This window comes from Rhizobium sp. GCM10022189, from assembly GCF_042656325.1.
Classification (GTDB): domain Bacteria; phylum Pseudomonadota; class Alphaproteobacteria; order Rhizobiales; family Rhizobiaceae; genus Rhizobium.
This window is the reverse complement of record NZ_JBHSOR010000049.1, coordinates 425,076-444,424: the sequence shown is the minus strand read 5'-3', so window position 1 is coordinate 444,424 and position 19,349 is coordinate 425,076. Positions and strand designations below refer to the sequence as shown.

Genomic DNA, 19,349 nt, shown 5'->3' with positions numbered 1-19,349 from the left:
CGTTCCTAAATTAAGCTTTACCGGCAAGCCGTTTTGATGGATTGTTGCGTATAGACAAGAAGTGAGGTTTCGCAATGAACAGAAACACTCGACGCGCCCGCGCCATTGCAATTGCCCAGGCAAAGCCTGATACGAAGCTCGTAACCCTGCGTTATCTGATGCTCGCCGCTGGTGCAACCGCCGCCAGCATTGCTGTTCTTCTTTCCCACTTCATCTGATTTTTCCGCAGCTTGAAATGGAAGTTTTCGGTCTCGCGACCGACCTATCGCGATGCCATTGCGCGCAATTTGCAACTATTGTGCGATCAAGGCTAACGCCGCCTCACCGCTTATCCGAAAATTAATATCTAATCTGACACATTGTAGACGAATATTTGGGTGTTTCCGGCCTCGCCGGAAATGAGCAGGCAATGATTGCCGCCCGTTCCTGGGTTTCCCAACTGTCAGTAGATCAGCTCGATATGCACCCGGCTGGCGCCAGAAGGCTGCCGGCGGGAGGAGTGGTGTATGAAAGGCACGGCGCGCCATGTTCATTGACAAGATTCTTTCTCGTTTCAAGATTCAGACCAAGGTTCTGATTTTTGTACTGCCATTCGTCATCACCATTTCCGCCGTCGGCCTGACCGGCCTCTATGCCTCCGGTCTGCTGCAGGGCCGCATGGAGATTTCCAACAGCGTTCTCCAGTCGCTGAGTGGCTTCAAGGATCTCTACGCCTCGATGGACGACTTCCTGCAGACCACCAACGAGCAGGCGCGCGACAAGCTCTATGCGGACATCAAGGCGCAGGGACAGACGCTGGACGCCACCATGGCGCAGATCGGCGACAATTCCGGCCATGACAACCTGCAATCGGCAATCGAGGGAACGAACGGCATTTCCGACACCGTCGGCAAGCTCTGGACCCTGCACGAGCAGGAAGTGGCGCTGCGCAAGCAGATCGACGACGCCCAGAAGGTCATGATCACCAACCGCTTCAACGTCAGCTATGACGCCAAGCAGCTGGAAGAAAACATCCGCACCGACGAGGGCAATGCGACGGCGACGCTGCGCGCCGCCGACCGTCTGCTGAAGGGCGGCGACACGCTGGCAAACGCCATGAACGATTTCGGCAAGGCGCAGACGCCGGCCGACAAGCTGAAAGCCGTGACCGATGCGCTTCCCGGCATCATCAAGGCCCAGCGCATGATCGAAATCTCCGTGCCGCAGAACCAGAAGAGCATGACCCAGTCGATGGCACAGACCGTCAACGACCTGAAGGCTCAGGCGGCGGCACCCGATGCCGGCACGGATGAGGGCGTTGCCAATCTCGGCCGTCTCGTCTCCCGCTTCCGCCAGATGTCGACCTATACGCAGCTCACCGCCACGCAGATGATGCGCGAGGCAACGACGACCTTCGTCGAGCTCGACAGCCGCATCGCCCAGACCAACTCGGTTCTGGAGGATACGCGTCGCCTCGAAAGCTCCATCTACTCGCTGCAGCTCGTGCTCGCCGATTTCAACGCCAGGCCGAACAAGGAAAACCGCGTTCGCCTGAACCAGGAAATCGCCACGCTTAACACCATGCTTAACACTCTGCAGGCAAGCGCCAAGGGCATGAACTTCGCCAGCGATATCGTCGATGCGATCACGCCCGCTCTCACCTCGATGGACAAGGGCGCGCAGAGCCTCGTCGATGTGATCGATCAGCGCACGGCCGATTACGTTGCCGCACGCCAGCAGCTCGACGGCGTCTGGGGCCAGCTCACCAGCTTTGCCGAAGAGCAGAAGCAGACTGCCGGCACGGAACGCGATCAGGCCAACAGCATTTCCGTCGGCACGACCGCGCTCGGCATCCTGGTCTCCATCGTCGGCGGCATTGCGCTGGTGCTGACGCTGCAGCGGCCGATCGCCCAGATCACCGCCGCCATGCGCCGCATCGCCGAAGGTGCGCTCGACACCAGCATCTCCGGTGAGAAGCGGCATGACGAAATCGGCGACATGGCCCGTGCGCTCGGCATCTTCAAGGAAAATGCCATCTCCAAGATCCGCATCGAGGAGCAGAGCGACGAAGAGCGCCAGGCCGCCGAACACGAGCGCCAGCGCAACGATGCCGAAAAGCGCGAGATGGACCGCCAGATCGAATTTGCCGTCAACCAGCTCGCCGCCGGTCTGGAGCGCATGTCGCAGGGCGACATCTCGACGACGATCGATACGCCCTTCATCGGCCGCCTCGAGCAGCTGCGTCAGGATTTCAACGGTTCGATGATGCGCCTGCAGGCGACGATGAGCCAGATCCGCGACAACGTGCAGATGATCCAGGGCAACGGCAACCAGATGGCCCAGTCCGCCGAGGACCTCTCCAAGCGTACCGAGCAGCAGGCCGCGTCGCTGGAAGAAACCGCCGCAGCCGTCGATCAGATCACCGTCACGGTCCGCTCGTCCGCCGAGCGTGCCAAGGATGCCGACCAGATCGTCCGCCAGGCCAAGCGCAGCGCCGACGATTCCGCCGTCGTCGTCAACAACGCGATCGACGCCATGGGCCGGATCGAGGAAGCTTCGCGCCAGATCGAGCAGATCATCGGCGTCATCGACGAGATCGCCTTCCAGACCAACCTGCTGGCACTCAACGCCGGCATCGAGGCGGCGCGTGCCGGTGAAGCCGGCAAGGGCTTCGCGGTCGTTGCCATGGAAGTCCGTGAGCTTGCCCAGCGCTCCGCCGCTGCCGCGCAGGAGATCAAGGGCCTCATCAACAAATCCACCAACGAGGTCAATTCCGGCTCGCAGTTCGTACAGGAAACCGGCACGGTTCTCGCCAAGATCAGCGCCCAGATCGTCACGATCAGCCAGCATGTCGAAATGATCGCCCGTGCCAGCCACGACCAGTCGAGCGCGCTGCAGGAAGTCAACTCCACCGTCAACCAGATGGACCAGATGACCCAGCAGAACGCCGCGATGGTGGAAGAAACCACGGCCGCGAGCCGCGAGCTGGCAAACGAGGCGGATGCGCTGCTGCACCTCGTGCGGCAGTTCAAGATCGATGGCGACAGCGACATGCAGGTCTATCGCGCTGCCTGACCCGAACATCATCTTCATCGAAGCAGTGAAATGGCCCCGCGTTCGGGGCCATTTTTTATGGCGACATAAATCACGCAATGATTGCAGAAAAATTGCAATGATTGAAAATTCTGTGCCGCGTTCGCAGCGACGTGCCGCAAAAGGGCATGTCTTGTGGCGCCTGCAGGCATGGAATGCCCGGCTGGCAAAGGCGTTAAGAGAAAATTTTCCTTAACGTTTTTCCGTTAACCTAGCTTTGGTTGTATTCGCCGGAGGTTTTGATGCCGCGTTTCTTTTCGACATCCATCGTGCGCCAGATCGTTGCGATCACGCTGCTTCTGCTTGCCGTCAGCACCGCTGCGATTGTCGGCGTGACCTATTACAATCTCGGCAGTTACGTCATGGATAGCGCGGTCTCCGACGCCAAGGACGCGAGCCGCTCGATGGCGGTGCTCTATGGCGCAAGCGATGCCGGTGTCCGCATCGATGTGAAGGACAACGTGCTGTCCGGCGTCACCGAGGACAAGATCCCCAGCTTTGCCGATTATTCGCTGGTTGACCGCACGGCGCAGTCGATCGCCGGCGTCGCCACCATATTCGAAAAGCAGGGCGCCGATTATGTCCGCGTCTCCACCAACCTGAAGAAGGAAAACGGCGATCGCGCCGTCGGCACCAAGCTCGCCGCCGATCATCCCGCCCAGCCCGTGCTGGCGCAGGGCAACGCCTATTACGGTCCGGCAGACCTCTTCGGCCGCAAGTTCATGACGGGCTATTTCCCGGTCAAGAACCCGTCGGGCGCCACGATCGGCATCCTCTTCATCGGCATACCCATGGAAGTCTATTACGAGCGCATGAACCAGCTGCAGACCCTGGTTCTGAGCGTCGGCGCGGTAGTGATGCTGCTCGTCGGTGTGCTCGCCTTCTTTGCGATCCGCCGCTCCGTAAAGCCGATGCAGGCGCTGACGTCGAGCGTGCATGCCATTTCGTCCGGCGATCTCGTCAGCGCCGTCCCCTGCGTCGACAAGAAGAACGAATTCGGCGAGATCGGCCGCGCGCTTGCTCTCTTCCGCGACGGCGCGGCAGCCCGCCAGGAGCTCGAAACGCAGGCCGCCGAACAGCGTGCCCTCAACGATGCCGAGCGAAGCCGCAACGACGCCGAAAAGCGCACGCTGGACGGCCAGATCGATTTCGCCGTCAACCAGCTTGCGGCCGGTCTCGGGCGCCTGTCGCAGGGCGATGTCTCGCAGACCATCGAAACGCCCTTCGTCGGCCGCCTCGAACAGCTGCGGATCGATTTCAACTGTTCGCTCGAGCGCCTTCAGGATACGCTGACCCGCATCCGGGCGAGCGCCGCCTCGATCCAGCGCAACAGCGGCTCGGTCTCGGCCTCGGCGGACGAGCTTTCCAAGCGCACGGAATCCCAGGCCGCAAGCCTGGAGGAAACCGCCGCCGCCGTTGAGGAAATCACCGTCACCGTCCGCTCGTCGGCCGAACGCGCCCATGAGGCAAACAACGTGGTGGCCGCAACCAAGCGCACGGCCGACAGTTCCGGCACTGTCGTCGGTGACGCGGTCGCCGCCATGGGCCGTATCGAAGACGCCTCGCAGCGCATCGAACAGATCATCGTCGTCATCGACGACATTGCCTTCCAGACCAACCTCCTGGCGCTGAATGCCGGTGTCGAAGCGGCCCGCGCCGGTGAAGCCGGCAAGGGCTTTGCCGTCGTTGCCCAGGAAGTCCGTGAGCTTGCCCAGCGCTCGGCCAATGCCGCCAAGGAGATCAAGGCGCTCATCGAACAGTCGACCCGCGAAGTGAATGCCGGTTCCGAACTGGTGCAGAAGACCGGCAGCGTACTCGCCTCGATCAGCCACGAGATCATCGCGATCAGCGGCCATGTCGAAACCATAGCCACCGCAAGCCGCGACCAGTCGGCCGCCCTTCAGGACGTCAACAGCTCCGTCAACGCCATGGACCAGATGACCCAGAAGAACGCGTCGATGGTGGCCGAAGCCACGCAGGCAAGCCGCCAGCTGGCGGAAGAGGCCGACATGCTGATGGCGCTCATCGACCAGTTCCGCCTTGCCGGAACGCCTGCCGCTCAGGGTCGTGCGCGGCAGGCGGCCTGAGCTGCGCATCGGTCTTCGCCGGGCCGCGCCTTCGCGCGGCCGGCGCTCGCGCCTGCCGGCGATGTCAGCCAGGCGACGAAGCGTGTCGGATAGCTGCTGCCGGCCTCGTTGTAGAAGGCGTCTTCTTCCTTCATCCGCTCACGCGCCGTGGACGGCGGGCACAGGCCTGCGCGTTGCATCCGGCTGCCGATCGAGGCGATTATGAAAAAGTCGATCATCACGATGTCCTTTCGTTTCGTGGACATCGATTGATCTACACATCAAAATTCGCTTTCTGAACAGGCAAGATCCCGCTATGTTTTTCACTCATGAAAAACAGCAATTGGGATTCCTATCAGCTTTTCCTGCAGGTTGCCCGCACCGGCGGGCTGACGGGTGCGAGTGCCGCCACTGATTTGAGCCCGGCGACGATCGGCCGGCGCATGCTCGACCTGGAGCAGGAACTCGCTCGCACGCTCTTTCACCGCAGCCAGACCGGCTACCGCCTGACGGCCGATGGGCAGACGCTCGTCGACCATTTGCTGGAAATGGAGGCGGCCGCCCGCAAGGTCGAAGCGTGGCGGCAATCCTCCGAGCGGGGCGTCACCGTCAGGATCACAGCCGGCACATGGATCTCCTGGTTGCTGACCGAGAATTTTTCGGCGATCCGCATGCCGGCCGATACGTTCGCCATCTCCCTGACGATCGGGGAAGCGCGCGCGAATCTGAACTACCGCGAAAGCGACATCGGCATCCGCGCCTTCGAGCCGGAGGAAAGCAATCTCGCCGCCCGCCTGCTCGGCGAAGTCGCCTATGCCGTCTACATCAGGCGCAACGCCGGCCAGGACGACAACAGATGGATCGCCGTCGGTGAGGAGGATGCCATCTCTTCCTATCTGCGCTGGCCCTACAGGCAGGCCGGGTCCGCCATCGTCGCAACCGTCAATCGCCCGCGCTCGCTGCCGGATCTCGTGCGGGCGGGGGCGGGAAAGGCCGTGTTGCCCTGTTTCGTCGGCGACCTCGATCCCGAACTCGAACGCTGCGGCGGCGAGCTGCCGGAACTGCGCCACCGTCAATGGATCGTCATGAATGCCGAGGATCGACACCGCCCGGAAATCCGCACCGTTGCCGACCGGATGACGAAACTCCTGAAAAGCTATACCGACCTCTTTGCCGGCAAACGCGCCAGCCGCGGCTAGCTCGAAAGGCGCTACGGCATCAGCCGGCGCACCAGCCCCACCTGGCTGTTCACGCCGAGCTTCGAATAGATGTTCTTCAGATGCGAGCGCGCGGTTTCGTAGCTCACATCGTTCGTTCGGGCCACTTCGCGCAGCGACAGGCCGGCCGCAATGCCGGCGGCGATCCGCATTTCCGCTGCCGTCAGCTGGTCGATGCGGGGCAGGGCGTCGTTGAGATCGGGGCGCAGCGGCAGGCTTGTCCGCTCGATGATCATCGCCACCGTCGGACCTTCGAGAAATTCGGTGATGAAATCCGACTGCATCTTCACCAGCGTGCATTTGAAACTGGTGTTCTTCGTCCTGATCAGCGTGCTGGCCGGCGAAACTGCCTGCAGGCGATGGCGCAGCAGGGCCGACAGGCGGGAGGCAAGCTCGCCGTCGTCGATCATGATCCGCCCGGTCGACGTCACGCCGATCGCTTCGCCCTCGGCGATCATCCGTTCGGCCGCGCCGTTGATGGAGCGAATGGCCTGATCCTCGCCGATATAGACGATGCCGACGCCGATCGCATCGAAAAGCGCCAGCCCGTTTTCATTGTGGTGCGGATCGCTGTGTTCGCGGCGGATGAAATCGAAGGCGCGACGCAGATGCGGCGCCAGATCGCTGAGAAGTTCGGCGTTGCCGCGATTGAAATCCGGATCGGAAGACGACGTCAGCGTCGAAAGATTGAAGGAGCGCCCGCGCTCGCGCATGATCGTCACGCCGACGCTGCTCTCGCAGCCGATCCAGCGAAGGTAATCGTTGTAGAATTCCGTCTTCTGCAGCTGATCGTGCGGCAGCATCTGGTCGGCGATCACGCCAAGGCCGATCGGCCGGGTGGCGGCGCGGGGCATCCAGGGATTGATGGACGCATAGTAGCGGTTATAGGCCTCGGTTTCCTTTTCCGCCAGACCGGACGACAGGGAGAGACCGCCGGTGCGCGCCACGGCGTCGTGGAAGAACAGCGTCGATTTGGCATCCGGCATCGTCGCGGTGAGGACGTCGAGGAAGGCTTGCCACGTCGTCTCGCCAAAAAGCGCGCCGTAGATAAGATCGGTCAGAACTTCGAGTTTTGCGTGCGGCGAACCGGGCATATGCAGTTCCGTTCGAATATGCACTCAATTATGCCGCGACTCCGCCGTGGTGACAATTGCGTCAAATAGCGTAGGCCCGGTGGAATACACCACCGGGCCTCTACCCTCAGTTTCTGTGGGCGACGATGACAGGGATCAGAAGATCGCCCCAGTTGCCGTCGCCGCCATGATGCCGGGCGGAGCGCACCAGCTCGACCGAAACACCGGAATCGACCGCTTTCATGACCGACTGGTTGAGCCTGTGCAGGTCGTTGGCGAGCATGCGGATCACGCTCTGCTGGTTGTCGGTCATGCTGCTTGCCTGCTCTTCCGTCCGTTCGCGGACGCGTGCGATGGATGCCATATCGGTTCCTCCTCTATTCGGCAGCCGGTTTGAATTGAGCCTGTTCGGTCGATTCCCGCATGGCCGTGGTCGAGGCGCGGCCGCCCGTTATCGCCAGTGACACGGCGTCGAAATAGCCGGTGCCGACTTCACGCTGATGTTTGGTGGCGGTGTAGCCATGCGGCTCGGCGGCGAATTCCGCCTGCTGCAGTTCGCAATAGGCCGCCATCTGCCGCTCGCGATAGCCGCGGGCAAGTTCATACATCCCGTAGTTCAGCTGGTGGAAGCCGGCGAGCGTGATGAACTGGAACTTGTAGCCCATGGCTCCGAGCTCGCGCTGGAACTTCGCGATGGTCGCGTCGTCGAGGTTCTTCTTCCAGTTGAAGGAGGGCGAGCAATTATAGGCGAGAAGCTTGCCGGGATGCGCCCTGTGGACGCCTTCGGCAAAACGCCGCGCCTGTTCCAGGTCCGGTTTCGACGTTTCGCACCAGATGAGGTCGCAATGGCTGGCATAGGCGACGGCGCGTGCGATACAGGGCTCCAGCCCGCTGCGCACCCGGTAGAAGCCTTCGACCGTGCGGCCGGCATCGTAATCGACGAAGGGCTGGTCGCGCTCGTCGATGTCGGACGTCAGAAGTTTCGCCGCCTCCGCATCGGTGCGGGCGATGACGAGCGTCGGCACGCCCATGATATCGGCCGCAAGCCGCGCCGCGTCGAGATTGCGGATATGGGCGGCGGTCGGGATCAGCACCTTGCCGCCGAGATGGCCGCACTTCTTCTCCGCTGCCAGCTGGTCCTCGAAGTGAACCCCGGCCGCCCCCGCCTCGATATAGGCCTTCATGATCTCGAAAGCGTTGAGAGGCCCGCCGAAACCGGCCTCGGCATCGGCGACGATGGGCGCAAACCAGGTTTCGACCGAGAGCCCGCTGCCTTCGGACTTTTCGATCTGGTCGGCGCGCTGCAGCGTTCGGTTGATGCGTCTGGCAAGCTCCGGCCCGGCATTGGCGGGATAGAGCGATTGGTCCGGATACATCGCCGATGCCGTGTTGGCGTCGGCGGCGACCTGCCAGCCCGAGAGGTAGATCGCCTTCAGCCCGGCGCGCACCATCTGCATGGCCTGGTTGCCGGAGAGCGCCCCGAGCGCGTTGACGAACGTCTCCTCGTGCAGAAGCCGCCAGAGCCGCGCGGCCCCCATTTCGGCAAGCGTATGGCTGAGCGTCACCGAGCCGCGCAGCCGCTCGACATCCTCTGCCGAATAGGGCCGCTCGATGCCGTCGAAACGTCCGTCCGGTGCGTTGCGGATGAGTTTGTAAAAATCTGTCATGCCAATCTCCTCTTTGGCGTCCAATGTTTGAGCGCTGATGACAGAGTTTACAAATCCGGGCGAATGATCCAGAAAAACCTTTGATTTCAGGAGAGAAAAGAGGTTAGGATGAGGAGGATTTACAGGCTGGTTCTGTCATTTTGTAAAATATTGTAAATCGCGCGGTGTAAAGGATGTGATATGGCGGAGCGGAAGATATTTGCGGGGCCGAAGGTCAGGCGCATCCGCAATGCGCTGGCGCTGACCCAGACCGCCATGGCGGAAGCACTGGAGATTTCGCCTTCCTATCTCAATCTCATCGAGCGCAATCAGCGGCCGCTGACGGTGCAATTGCTGCTGAAACTCTCCGCCGTCTATCGCATCGACCTCGACGAACTGCAGGGCGAAACTGCCGGCAGCCTCGGCCAGCTGAAGGAAGTGTTCGCCGATCCCCTTCTGTCGGGCGAATTGCCGGGAGATCAGGAACTGGTCGAGGTGGCCGATGCCGCGCCGAATGCGGCCGGCGGCATGATCAAGCTCTACCGCGCCTACAGGGAACAGGCCATGCGGCTTTCCGACCTGACGGCCCTGATGGCAGGCGAGGGGCCTGCGCCTGTCGCTCCCGGCCGCCTGCCGCTGGATGAAGTGCGGGAGGCGCTGGAGCGCCGCTCCGCCTATTTCGCCAATATCGAGGCGGCGGCGGAACGCTTCGCCAGCGGACTTGCCGCCGGCGCCGGCCTGAAGGATTGGCTGAAGAGCGAACGCGGCATCAATGTGAGAGTTCTGCCCGTCCATGTCATGCCGGATCTTCGCCGCCGCTTCGATCGTCATTCGATGCGCCTTTTCCTGTCGGAACGGCTTTCGCCGGCCGACCAGGCGCAGGAAATCGCGATCGAAGTGGCAAGGCTCGCCCTCAGGCCGGAGATCGAAGCCGCGCTTGACGAATTGCCTTTGTCATCGGACGAGGGGCGGCGCCTCGCCCGTTTCGAGCTGACGCGCAATGCGGCGCTGGCCCTGTTGATGCCTTATGGCGCCTTTCTTCTTGCCGCGCAGAATTGCCGCTATGACATCGATCTCATCCGCGCCCGCTTCGCGGTCTCCTTTGCCCAGGCGGGATGGCGCCTTGTCATGCTGCAGCGCCCCGGTGCTTCCGGCATTCCCTTCTTCTGCATGGAGATCGATGCCGCCGGCCATGTCGTCAGGAGGGCAGGTGCTCAGGGTTTTCCGCAGGCGCGTTTCGGCGGAAACTGTCCCAAGCTCAATGTGCACGCAGCCTTTCTCGAACCGGGCAGGGTGCTGGCCGAGACGGTCGCCATGCCTGATGGCGCAACCTTCCTCACGGTTGCGCGCGCTCTCGAAGGCCCGATCGTCGAATTTGGCGAAAGGGCACGGCGCACGGCTCTCCTGCTCGGTTGCGATGCCGCGCTCAGGGACAGCCTGGTCTACGGCCGAAGCGAGCTTTCGCCGGTGGCGATCGGCCCCGCCTGCCGCCTTTGCGAGAGGCGCGGCTGCCTTTCGCGGGCCGAGCCGCCGCTGACGCGCCCGCTTGCGCTGGACGAGGCCGCCGCCGGCCTCGGAGCCTTCGATTTTCAGTGATTGTGAAATGATTGACACTGCAGGATTTTACGCTTGTAGGCTCCGAAATTCCTTTCTAGTCTGCTGTTAAACCAGAGGGAACGAAGAGGTGTCCGGGGGCGCGATACCTTTACAAACAGGAGATACCATGAGGTCAAGAAAAGCCAACCTGACGGCAATCGCCGTCATCGCTCTCCTCGCCGCTGCGCCGGCCTTCGCCCAGGAGCGCGTCGTCAATGTCTACAACTGGTCCGATTATATCGACGACAGCATTCTTGCCGATTTCACCAAGGAAACCGGCATCAAGGTTGTCTATGACACGTTCGACTCGAACGAGACCGTGGAAACCAAGCTGCTTGCCGGTGGCACGGGTTATGACGTCGTTGTCCCGACCGCCGACTTCCTGCAGCGCCAGATCCAGGCCGGCGTCTTCCAGAAGCTCGACAAGTCCAAGCTGCCGAACCTTTCCAACATGTGGGATGTGATCCAGCAGCGCACCGGCGAGTATGATCCGGGCAACGAATATGCCGTCGACTACATGTGGGGCACGGACGGTATCGGCTACAACGTCAAGAAGGTCGCCGAAATCCTCGGCCCCGATGCCAAGCCGGGTCTCGAAGTGATCTTCGATCCGAAAGTCGCCGAAAAGTTCAAGGACTGCGGCATCTACGTGCTCGACACGCCGAAGGACGTGATGACGACCGCACTGCGTTATCTCGGCCTCGACCCCAACTCGACCAAGCCGGAGGATTTCCAGAAGGTCGAGGAACTGCTGACGGCCGTCCGCCCCTATATCCGCAAGTTCCACTCCTCCGAATATATCAATGCGCTCGCCAACGGCGACATCTGCATCGCCTTCGGCTATTCCGGCGACATGCTGCAGGCCCGCGACCGCGCGGCCGAAGCCAATAACGGCGTCGAGGTGAACTACTCGATCCCGGCGCAGGGCGCGCAGATGTGGTTCGACATGATGGCGATCCCCGCCGACGCGCCGCATGTGGCCGAAGCGCATGAATTCCTGAACTACATGATGAAGCCTGAGGTCATCGCCAAGGCGAGCGACTTCACCTTCTACGCCAACGGCAACAAGGCTTCGCAGCAGTTCGTCAGCAAGGATGTGCTGGAAGACCCGGCGATCTATCCGACGGATGAGGTGATGAAGGGCCTCTTCACGGTGCGGCCGTGGGACCCGAAGACCCAGCGCACGGCGACGCGAATCTGGACGAAAGTCGTCACTGGCCAGTAAGTCGATGCCAGGCCCGGACGGAAACGTCCGGGCCTTTTAATTCCCGGCCCGGGTGGAGGCCGGCTGAAACCTTGTCTTTCGGGGAATTATATGAAGTCTCTCGGCAATATCCGCCGCGCATTCGCGCCCTGGACCGATCCGTCTGCGAAACCCTTCATTGCCTTCAGGAACGTCACCAAGCGCTTCGGCGATTTTACCGCCGTCAACGATTTGTCGCTGAACATCTATCACCGCGAATTCTTCGCGCTGCTCGGCGCTTCCGGCTGCGGCAAGTCCACGCTGCTGCGCATGCTTGCCGGCTTCGAACAGCCGACATCGGGCGAGATCGTGCTCGACGGCACCGACCTTGCCGGTACGCCGCCCTACAAGCGGCCCGTCAACATGATGTTCCAGTCCTACGCCCTTTTCCCGCACATGACGGTCGAGAAGAACATCGCCTTCGGCCTCAGGCAGGACGGCATGCCGAAGGACGAGATCACCGAGCGCGTATCGCAGATGCTGAAGCTCGTGAAACTCGAGCAGTTCGCCGCGCGCAAGCCGAACCAGCTTTCCGGCGGCCAGCGCCAGCGCGTGGCGCTCGCCCGTTCGCTCGCCAAGCGTCCGAAAGTCTTGCTGCTCGACGAACCGCTCGGCGCGCTCGACAAGAAGCTGCGCGAGGAAACCCAGTTCGAGCTGATGGACCTGCAGCAGAACCTCGGCCTCACCTTCGTCGTCGTCACCCACGACCAGGAGGAGGCGATGACCATGGCCGACCGCATCGCCGTCATGAGCCACGGCAAGGTGGTGCAGGTCGCGACCCCTGCCGAAATCTACGAAGCGCCGAATTCCCGTTTCGTGGCCGACTTCATCGGCGACGTGAACATTTTCGACGGCAAGGTGGCCGCATCCGGAAACGGCTCGGTCGAGATCGCCGTCGAAAGCGGCTTTTCGATCCGCATCGCCACCTCCGAAACGCCTGCCGTCGGCAGCAGCGTCGGTTTTGCCATTCGCCCGGAAAAGATCCGCGTGACGCGCGCCGCCCCTGCCAACGCATCGGCCAATGCCGCCAAGGGCGAGATCTGGGATATCGCCTATCTCGGCGATATGACCGTCTTCCATATCAGGCTGCCGAGCGGCAAGTTCGTCAGGGCATCCTCCCTCAACGCCCAGCGTTCCGTCGACGACCCCTTCACCTACGATCAGGAAGTCTGGGTCTCCTTCGACGAAGATGGCGGCGTGCTGCTGAAGGATTGAGTCTATGGAAACTGTCGCTTCCCGCTTCTACAGCCGTCTCGTCATCATCGTTCCCTATGCCTGGCTGCTGCTCTTTTTCCTGGCGCCCTTCTTCATCGTCTTTCGCATTTCGCTGTCGACGACGGCGATCGCCATTCCGCCCTATGAGCCGGTCTTCTCGCTTGCCGACGGCTGGAGCGGCTTCTGGGCCAAGGTGGCGACCTTCTCCTTCGACAATTACGGCTACCTGACCGACGACCCGCTCTACTTCAACGCCTATGTCTCGAGCGTCGTCATCGCGGCGATTTCCACCTTCCTGATGCTCTTGATCGCCTATCCGATCGCCTACGGCATGGCGCAGGCGCCGCGCACCATCCGCCCGACGCTGTTGATGCTCGTCATCCTGCCCTTCTGGACGAGCTTCCTGATCCGCGTCTATTCGTGGATCGCCATCCTGAAGCCGGAAGGGCTCTTGAACCAGCTTCTCCTGTCGCTGCATGTCATCGACAGCCCGCTGATCATCCTCAACACCACGACGGCCGTCTATATCGGCATCGTCTATTCCTATCTTCCCTTCATGGTGCTGCCGCTCTATTCGGCGCTCGAAAAGATGGACGGCACGCTGATCGAGGCCGCGCAGGATCTCGGCTGCACGCCGATCCAGGCCTTCTGGCGCGTCACCTTCCCGCTGTCGATCCCCGGTGTGATTGCCGGCTGCATGCTGGTGTTCATTCCCGCCGTCGGCGAATTCGTCATCCCCGACCTGCTCGGCGGTTCGCAGACGCTGATGATCGGCAAGACGCTCTGGAACGAATTCAACGCCAACCGCGACTGGCCGGTCTCCTCGGCGGTGGCAACCATCCTGCTGCTGATCCTGGTGATCCCGATCGTCTTCTTCCAGAACGCGCAGGCCAAGGCCGAAGAGCGGGGGAAATAAGTCATGCTGAGATGGACCCGCTTCAACATCATTTCCGTCGTGCTCGGCTTTGCCTTCCTCTATCTGCCGATCGTGCTTCTGGTGGTCTTCTCCTTCAACGAATCGAAGCTCGTCACCGTCTGGGGCGGCTTCTCCACCAAGTGGTATGTCTCGCTTCTGTCGAACCAGGCGCTGCTCGATGCCGCCTGGGTGACGATCCGTGTCGGCCTGCTGTCGGCCACGTTCGCGACCATCCTCGGCACGATGGCGGCGCTGACGCTGGTGCGCTACACACGCTTCCGCGGCCGCATGCTGTTTTCGGGCATGGTCTATGCGCCGCTTGTCATGCCTGACGTCATCACCGGCCTGTCGCTGCTGCTGCTCTTCGTGGCAATCGGCCTCGATCGCGGTTTCTGGACGATCACGCTCGCGCATACGACGCTGACCATGTGTTTCGTCGCCGTCGTCGTGCAGTCGCGGCTCCTGAGCTTCGACCAGTCGATCGAGGAAGCGGCGCAGGATCTCGGTGCACCACCGGTGCGCACCTTCTTCGAAATCACCCTGCCGATCATTTCGCCGGCCGTCTTTTCAGGCTGGATCCTGGCCTTCACCCTGTCGCTGGACGATCTCGTGATTGCGAGCTTCACCTCGGGGCCGGGTGCCACCACGCTGCCGATGAAGATCTACAGCCAGGTGCGCCTTGGCGTAACGCCTGAAATCAACGCCGTCTGCACCATCCTCATCGCCATCGTCACCGTCGGCGTCATCTGCGCATCCATCATCACCAAGCGCCGGGAACTGCAGCGCGAGCGTGACGAACGGGCTGCCGCGGCAACGGCTTAAAAGCAAGTTCCAGCAAAAGTGCGCAGCGGTTTTGCGTCCGGAATTGCGCCAGACAAAGAGAGCAAGTTCCAGCAAAAGTGCGCAGCGGTTTTGCGCCCGGAATTGCGCCAGACAAAGAGAGCAAGTTCCAGCAAAAGTGCGCAGCGGTTTTGCGTCCGGAATTGCGCCAGACAAAGAAAGCAAGTTCCAGCAAAAGTGCGCAGCGGTTTTGCGTCCGGAATTGCGCCAGACAAAGAGAGCAAGTTCCAGCAAAAGTGCGCAGCGGTTTTGCGTCCGGAATTGCGCGGAAGCCTATGGCTGGCTTTTCGTTGGCGCGTTCAGGAGCGGCACCGGCGAAATCACCGGGTTCGGCCAGGAGCCGCCGATGAAGAAGGGCAGGAGCGGCAGATCGGCCGCTTTCGCGGGATCGGTCGCTTCCAGCGAGCCGGAAAGCGCAAGACCGTTCGATTCGTAGGTGATGACGCCTGAGAGCGAGAGCGTCTGATCGGAGCCGGTAAAGCGCGCGTCATGGATTTCGGCGGTGCCATCGGCAAAGTCGGCCTGGAGATCCAGCCTGTTGAAGGCGAAGGTGCCGTTTGAGGCCGCACTCAGCGAGAAGAACGGCTTCTGGGCGGCCTGTGTGCGGACCTCGGAGACGTTGATGCCCGGAATGGAGCCGGCACTCGTCCAGAATTTCAGCTTGCCCGTTACGTCCGCAAGCCCCGTCGTCCAGATTGCTTTCGGCGTCTGCAGCGAAAGGTCGAGCGAGCCGGTCGCATGCGGCAGCGGCCCCTTGAGCTGCAGCTTTTCCGCAAGCGCGTTGAAATCGGCGTCGCGGATCGAAAGCTGCATCTTGCCGCCGCCATCGAAGTCGCGCCGGGTGGCTTCCAGGTGGACGGTCATCTCGCCGCCCTCGAACTGGCTGTCGCCGATATCGAATTTTGCCTCTTCGCCGGCCACGATCACGCTGGCGCCGACATCGGCAAGCGAAAAGATGCCCATCTGCGCCTGTCGCGCCGACAGCCGCACGTCGAGATCGAGAAGTTGCAGCGGTCCGAGCGGGCTCGGCAGCACAAGGTCGCCGATGCCGCCCGCGGCAAGCCGCAAGGCAAAGGCATCGAGGAACGGCTTGAGGTTCATCTGATCGAAGGCAAGCGTCCCGCCGATCTTCGGCCGCTTGCCGGGCGCCACGGTGAAATCCATCACCCCGGTGGCGCTCGCATCGTTCAGCGTCATGCTGAGATTGTTGAAGCGGAAACCGCCGGACGACGACGTGACATCCGAGGTCATCGACGCGCTCTTCAGCGACTCGATCCCCGGCATCGATTTGCCGGACCATTTCAGCAGGGCAGGCACATCCGGAAAGCTCGCGTTGATATTGCCCGATACGGCAGAAAGGCTCACCATGCTGCCGACGCCCTGGAAGCGTGCCGTCATGAGATTGGAGGTGATCGAGGCCTTCATCTCGGCGTTCTTGCCGCCGAAGACGAGCAGGGGCGCGGCCGAAGAGAAGTCGACCTTCAGATCCTGGCCGTTGAAGCGGGCAATGAGCACGGCCGAAATCGGCCTCGACAGCTTCGCCCAGGCAATATCCGCCGCGACGCCGTCGAAATGATAGACATTGCCCGTCAGCGTGTCGCTGACCGTCAGCGCGCCGTCCTCGACGGTCACGGCGCCGATATCGGCATCAAGTTTCGCAGGAAGAACCTCGGTGCCGTTGTTGTCCTGCGCGCCGGCGATGGCGCGTGCCAGAAGGCCGGCATAGCTCCAGTCGATCAGGCCGTTCTCGTCGCGCGTCAGCGCAAGGTTCGGGCGCAGCAGATGAAATTCGTGGAAGCGGGTGCGCCCGCGCAGCGCGTCGATCAGGCTGAAATCGGCCGAAAGGCTCTCGATGCGGCCAAGCAGCTTGTCACCGCTCCCGCGCGGCTGGCGAATGGTGACGTCGTTGAGCGTGATGCGCGGCGTCGGCCAGAATTCGAGAACCGGCGTGCCCTTGATCTCGGCATGATAGCCCGTCCATTTCGACAGGGCATCCTCGATGCCCGAACGCACGAAGCCGGTGGAGATCAGATAGGGCGCCGCGATGCGGAGCGAGACGAAGAAGGCAAGGCCGGCCAGCAGCACGATGGTGGAGACGCGGGCAAAGGCCGGCAGCCAGCGCGAGGCGGGGCCGATCTTTCTTCGCCATCTGCGGTGTCTTGACGTACCCATGAGCTCTGCCGGAAATTCAGTCGGTTACCCGTTATTCTCTGATTTTGCCGGATATATGAAATGCGGGGTATATGCAAATGCCGCGCATGGTGAAACGCATGGTTGCACACTTTATAATGCAATGCAGCATGATATAACTCCCGCATTGGGAGGAGGATTGAATGCAGGAAAACCAGCCGCTTTGGACACCCACGCAAGACGGGATCGAGAACAGCCCGATTCATGCCTTCATGCAGCGCTGCAACGCGGATTTCGGCCTTGCTTTGAAAGGCTTTGAGGATCTGCATGCCTGGTCGATCGCCGACCGGGAAAATTTCTGGTCGGCCCTCTGGGATTTCTGCGGCGTGAAGGGAGAGCGCGGCGCCGATGTCCTGGTCAATGGCGACCGTATGCTGGAAGCGCGCTTCTTCCCCGGGGCGCGGCTGAACTTTGCGGAAAACCTCTTGAGCGGAAGCGGGGCGGGCGACGCCATTATCTTCCGCGGCGAGGACAAGGTGAGCGATCGCTGGTCGTGGGATCGTCTGCGCGCGCTCGTGTCGCAGCTCCAGCAGGGTTTTCGCGCGCTCGGCGTCGGTGAGGGCGACCGAATTGCCGCCATGATGCCGAACATGCCGGAAACGGTGGCTGCCATGCTGGCGGCAACCTCGATCGGCGCCATCTGGTCGTCCTGCTCGCCCGACTTCGGCGAACAGGGCGTGCTGGACCGTTTCGGCCAGATCACGCCGAAGCTTTTCATCGCCTGCGACGGCTATTGGTATAATGGCAAGCTGCAGGACGTGAAGGCCAAGGTGGCGGCCGTCGCAAGCAGCCTTGGCGTGCCGACCATCGTCGTTCCCTATGCGGGTGACGCCGAAACCGTGGCGCGCGAGACCGAAGGCGGCAAGACGCTTGCCGATTTCGTCGCGCCCTACGCGGCCAAGCCGGTTGAATTCGTGCAGCTGCCCTTTTCCCACCCGGCCTATATCCTGTTTTCCTCGGGGACGACGGGTGTGCCGAAATGCATCGTGCATTCGGCCGGCGGCACGCTGCTCCAGCATCTGAAGGAGCACCGTCTCCATTGCAGCCTGCGGCCGGGAGACAGGCTTTTCTATTTCACCACCTGCGGCTGGATGATGTGGAACTGGCTGGCAAGCGGCCTTGCCTCCGGCGCCACGCTCTGCCTGTTCGACGGCTCGCCCTTTGCGCCCGATGGCAACGTGCTCTTCGACTATGCGGCTCAGGAGAAGTTCGCGATCTTCGGAACCTCGGCCAAATATATCGACGCGGTGCGCAAAAGCGGACTGGCGCCGCGCCTCAGCCATGACCTGTCGAGCCTGCGGCTGATTACCTCCACCGGTTCGCCGCTGTCGCCGGAAGGCTTCAGCTTTGTCTACGAAGGTATCAAGCAAGACGTCCAGCTCGCCTCGATATCGGGTGGCACGGATATCGTCTCCTGCTTCGTGCTCGGCAATCCGCTGCAACCGGTCTGGCGTGGCGAGATCCAGGGGCCGGGGCTCGGCCTTGCCGTGGATGTCTGGAACGACGAGGGCAATTCTGTCCGCCAGGAAAAGGGCGAACTCGTCTGCACCAGGGCCTTTCCGTCGATGCCCGTGATGTTCTGGAACGATCCCGATGGCGCCAAGTATCGCGCCGCCTATTTCGAGCGCTTCGACAATATCTGGTGCCATGGCGATTTCGCCGAATGGACCGAACATGGCGGCCTCATCATCCACGGCCGCTCCGACGCCACGCTCAATCCCGGCGGCGTGCGCATCGGCACGGCGGAAATCTACAATCAGGTCGAGCAGATGGAAGAGGTGGCCGAGGCGCTCTGCATCGGCCAGGATTGGGAGGACGACGTGCGCGTCGTGCTCTTCGTCCGGCTGGCGCCCGGCGTTACCCTGAGCGAGGATCTGGTCAAGGCGATCAAGACCCGCATCCGGGTCGGCGCCTCGCCGCGCCATGTGCCCGCCAAGGTCATTGCGGTCGCCGATATCCCGCGCACCAAATCCGGCAAGATCGTCGAACTTGCCGTGCGCGAAGTCGTCCACGGCCGGCCGGTGAAAAACCAGGAGGCGCTTGCCAATCCCGAGGCGCTCAGGCTTTTTGCCGGTCTGGACGAGCTAAAGGTTTGAAAGAGCTTGCTAAACTACAAACTTTCGCCGTTGATCAATTCTTTGTGCCGGAAACCTTTCGTTAAGAAAGGTTTGTCAAAGGTGAAGCCAACTTGGAGGCCGTACATGAAGAGATGGCCTGGAACCGCGGTTCCCGAAACATGACGTTCTCAGGCTAAGCTCTTGTTTTACCAGCACTA

At 61.9% G+C, this 19,349-nt stretch carries 15 protein-coding genes; 10 read left to right on the top strand and 5 right to left on the bottom strand.

The features are described 5' to 3' along the window. Positions 1–74: 74 nt before the first annotated feature. From ACFPWW_RS23245 to ACFPWW_RS23235, 3 genes are all read left to right on the top strand, one after another. A complete protein-coding gene (locus ACFPWW_RS23245) occupies positions 75–218 on the top strand; it encodes a hypothetical protein (RefSeq protein ID WP_007819333.1) in 144 nt (47 codons plus the stop codon). 307 nt (positions 219–525) lie between these two features. Continuing rightward, a complete protein-coding gene (locus tag ACFPWW_RS23240) occupies positions 526–3,054 on the top strand; it encodes a methyl-accepting chemotaxis protein (RefSeq protein ID WP_112705599.1) in 2,529 nt (842 codons plus the stop codon). A 260-nt stretch (positions 3,055–3,314) separates the two neighbouring features. Further along, positions 3,315–5,159 (top strand): methyl-accepting chemotaxis protein, encoded by a 1,845-nt coding sequence (locus tag ACFPWW_RS23235; RefSeq protein WP_112705600.1) that lies wholly within the window; start codon positions 3,315–3,317, stop codon positions 5,157–5,159. Here the strand turns inward: ACFPWW_RS23235 and ACFPWW_RS23230 are convergent. Continuing rightward, entirely contained in the window at positions 5,132–5,377 is a 246-nt protein-coding gene (locus tag ACFPWW_RS23230; protein WP_377313362.1) for a hypothetical protein, read from the bottom strand. The two genes, ACFPWW_RS23235 and ACFPWW_RS23230, sit on opposite strands and share 28 nt — an antisense overlap. Positions 5,378–5,467: 90 nt before the next feature. Here ACFPWW_RS23230 and ACFPWW_RS23225 point away from each other — a divergent pair, with 90 nt between their 5' ends. Next, on the top strand, positions 5,468–6,337 hold the full coding sequence (locus ACFPWW_RS23225; RefSeq protein ID WP_112705601.1) for a LysR family transcriptional regulator: 870 nt from the start codon (positions 5,468–5,470) through the stop codon (positions 6,335–6,337). A gap of 11 nt (positions 6,338–6,348) precedes the next feature. Here the strand turns inward: ACFPWW_RS23225 and ACFPWW_RS23220 are convergent, their stop codons facing one another. The 3 genes from ACFPWW_RS23220 to aceA form a co-directional block, all read right to left on the bottom strand. Further along, positions 6,349–7,449, bottom strand: a complete 1,101-nt coding sequence (locus tag ACFPWW_RS23220; RefSeq protein WP_377313360.1) for a helix-turn-helix transcriptional regulator — start codon at positions 7,447–7,449, stop codon at positions 6,349–6,351. Positions 7,450–7,555: 106 nt separating this feature from the next. Then, on the bottom strand, positions 7,556–7,792 hold the full coding sequence (locus ACFPWW_RS23215; protein WP_112570867.1) for a hypothetical protein: 237 nt from the start codon (positions 7,790–7,792) through the stop codon (positions 7,556–7,558). Positions 7,793–7,805: 13 nt separating this feature from the next. Further along, positions 7,806–9,095, bottom strand: a complete 1,290-nt coding sequence (aceA, locus tag ACFPWW_RS23210) for an isocitrate lyase (protein ID WP_377313358.1) — start codon at positions 9,093–9,095, stop codon at positions 7,806–7,808. 180 nt (positions 9,096–9,275) lie between these two features. Between aceA and ACFPWW_RS23205 the strand changes: the two genes are divergently transcribed. From ACFPWW_RS23205 to ACFPWW_RS23185, 5 genes are all read left to right on the top strand, one after another. Beyond that, complete coding sequence (locus ACFPWW_RS23205; RefSeq protein WP_377313356.1) at positions 9,276–10,670, top strand: helix-turn-helix domain-containing protein; 1,395 nt, start codon at positions 9,276–9,278, stop codon at positions 10,668–10,670. Positions 10,671–10,797: 127 nt separating this feature from the next. Beyond that, positions 10,798–11,895 carry a polyamine ABC transporter substrate-binding protein gene (locus ACFPWW_RS23200; RefSeq protein WP_377313354.1) on the top strand — a complete coding sequence of 366 codons (1,098 nt, stop codon included), beginning with the start codon at positions 10,798–10,800 and terminating at the stop codon, positions 11,893–11,895. 90 nt (positions 11,896–11,985) lie between these two features. Continuing rightward, positions 11,986–13,128 carry an ABC transporter ATP-binding protein gene (locus ACFPWW_RS23195; RefSeq protein WP_112570874.1) on the top strand — a complete coding sequence of 381 codons (1,143 nt, stop codon included), beginning with the start codon at positions 11,986–11,988 and terminating at the stop codon, positions 13,126–13,128. 4 nt (positions 13,129–13,132) lie between these two features. Then, a complete protein-coding gene (locus tag ACFPWW_RS23190; RefSeq protein WP_112570876.1) occupies positions 13,133–14,044 on the top strand; it encodes an ABC transporter permease subunit in 912 nt (303 codons plus the stop codon). Between the two features lie 3 nt (positions 14,045–14,047). Next, the gene (locus ACFPWW_RS23185; protein WP_112570878.1) at positions 14,048–14,866 is read left to right on the top strand and encodes an ABC transporter permease subunit; all 819 of its coding nucleotides are present in this window, start codon (positions 14,048–14,050) and stop codon (positions 14,864–14,866) included. Between the two features lie 291 nt (positions 14,867–15,157). Here the strand turns inward: ACFPWW_RS23185 and ACFPWW_RS23180 are convergent, their stop codons facing one another. Next, a complete protein-coding gene (locus ACFPWW_RS23180) occupies positions 15,158–17,056 on the bottom strand; it encodes an AsmA family protein (RefSeq protein WP_112754810.1) in 1,899 nt (632 codons plus the stop codon). A gap of 161 nt (positions 17,057–17,217) precedes the next feature. Here ACFPWW_RS23180 and ACFPWW_RS23175 point away from each other — a divergent pair, with 161 nt between their 5' ends. Continuing rightward, a complete protein-coding gene (locus tag ACFPWW_RS23175) occupies positions 17,218–19,170 on the top strand; it encodes an acetoacetate--CoA ligase (RefSeq protein ID WP_377313352.1) in 1,953 nt (650 codons plus the stop codon). Positions 19,171–19,349: the final 179 nt, after the last annotated feature.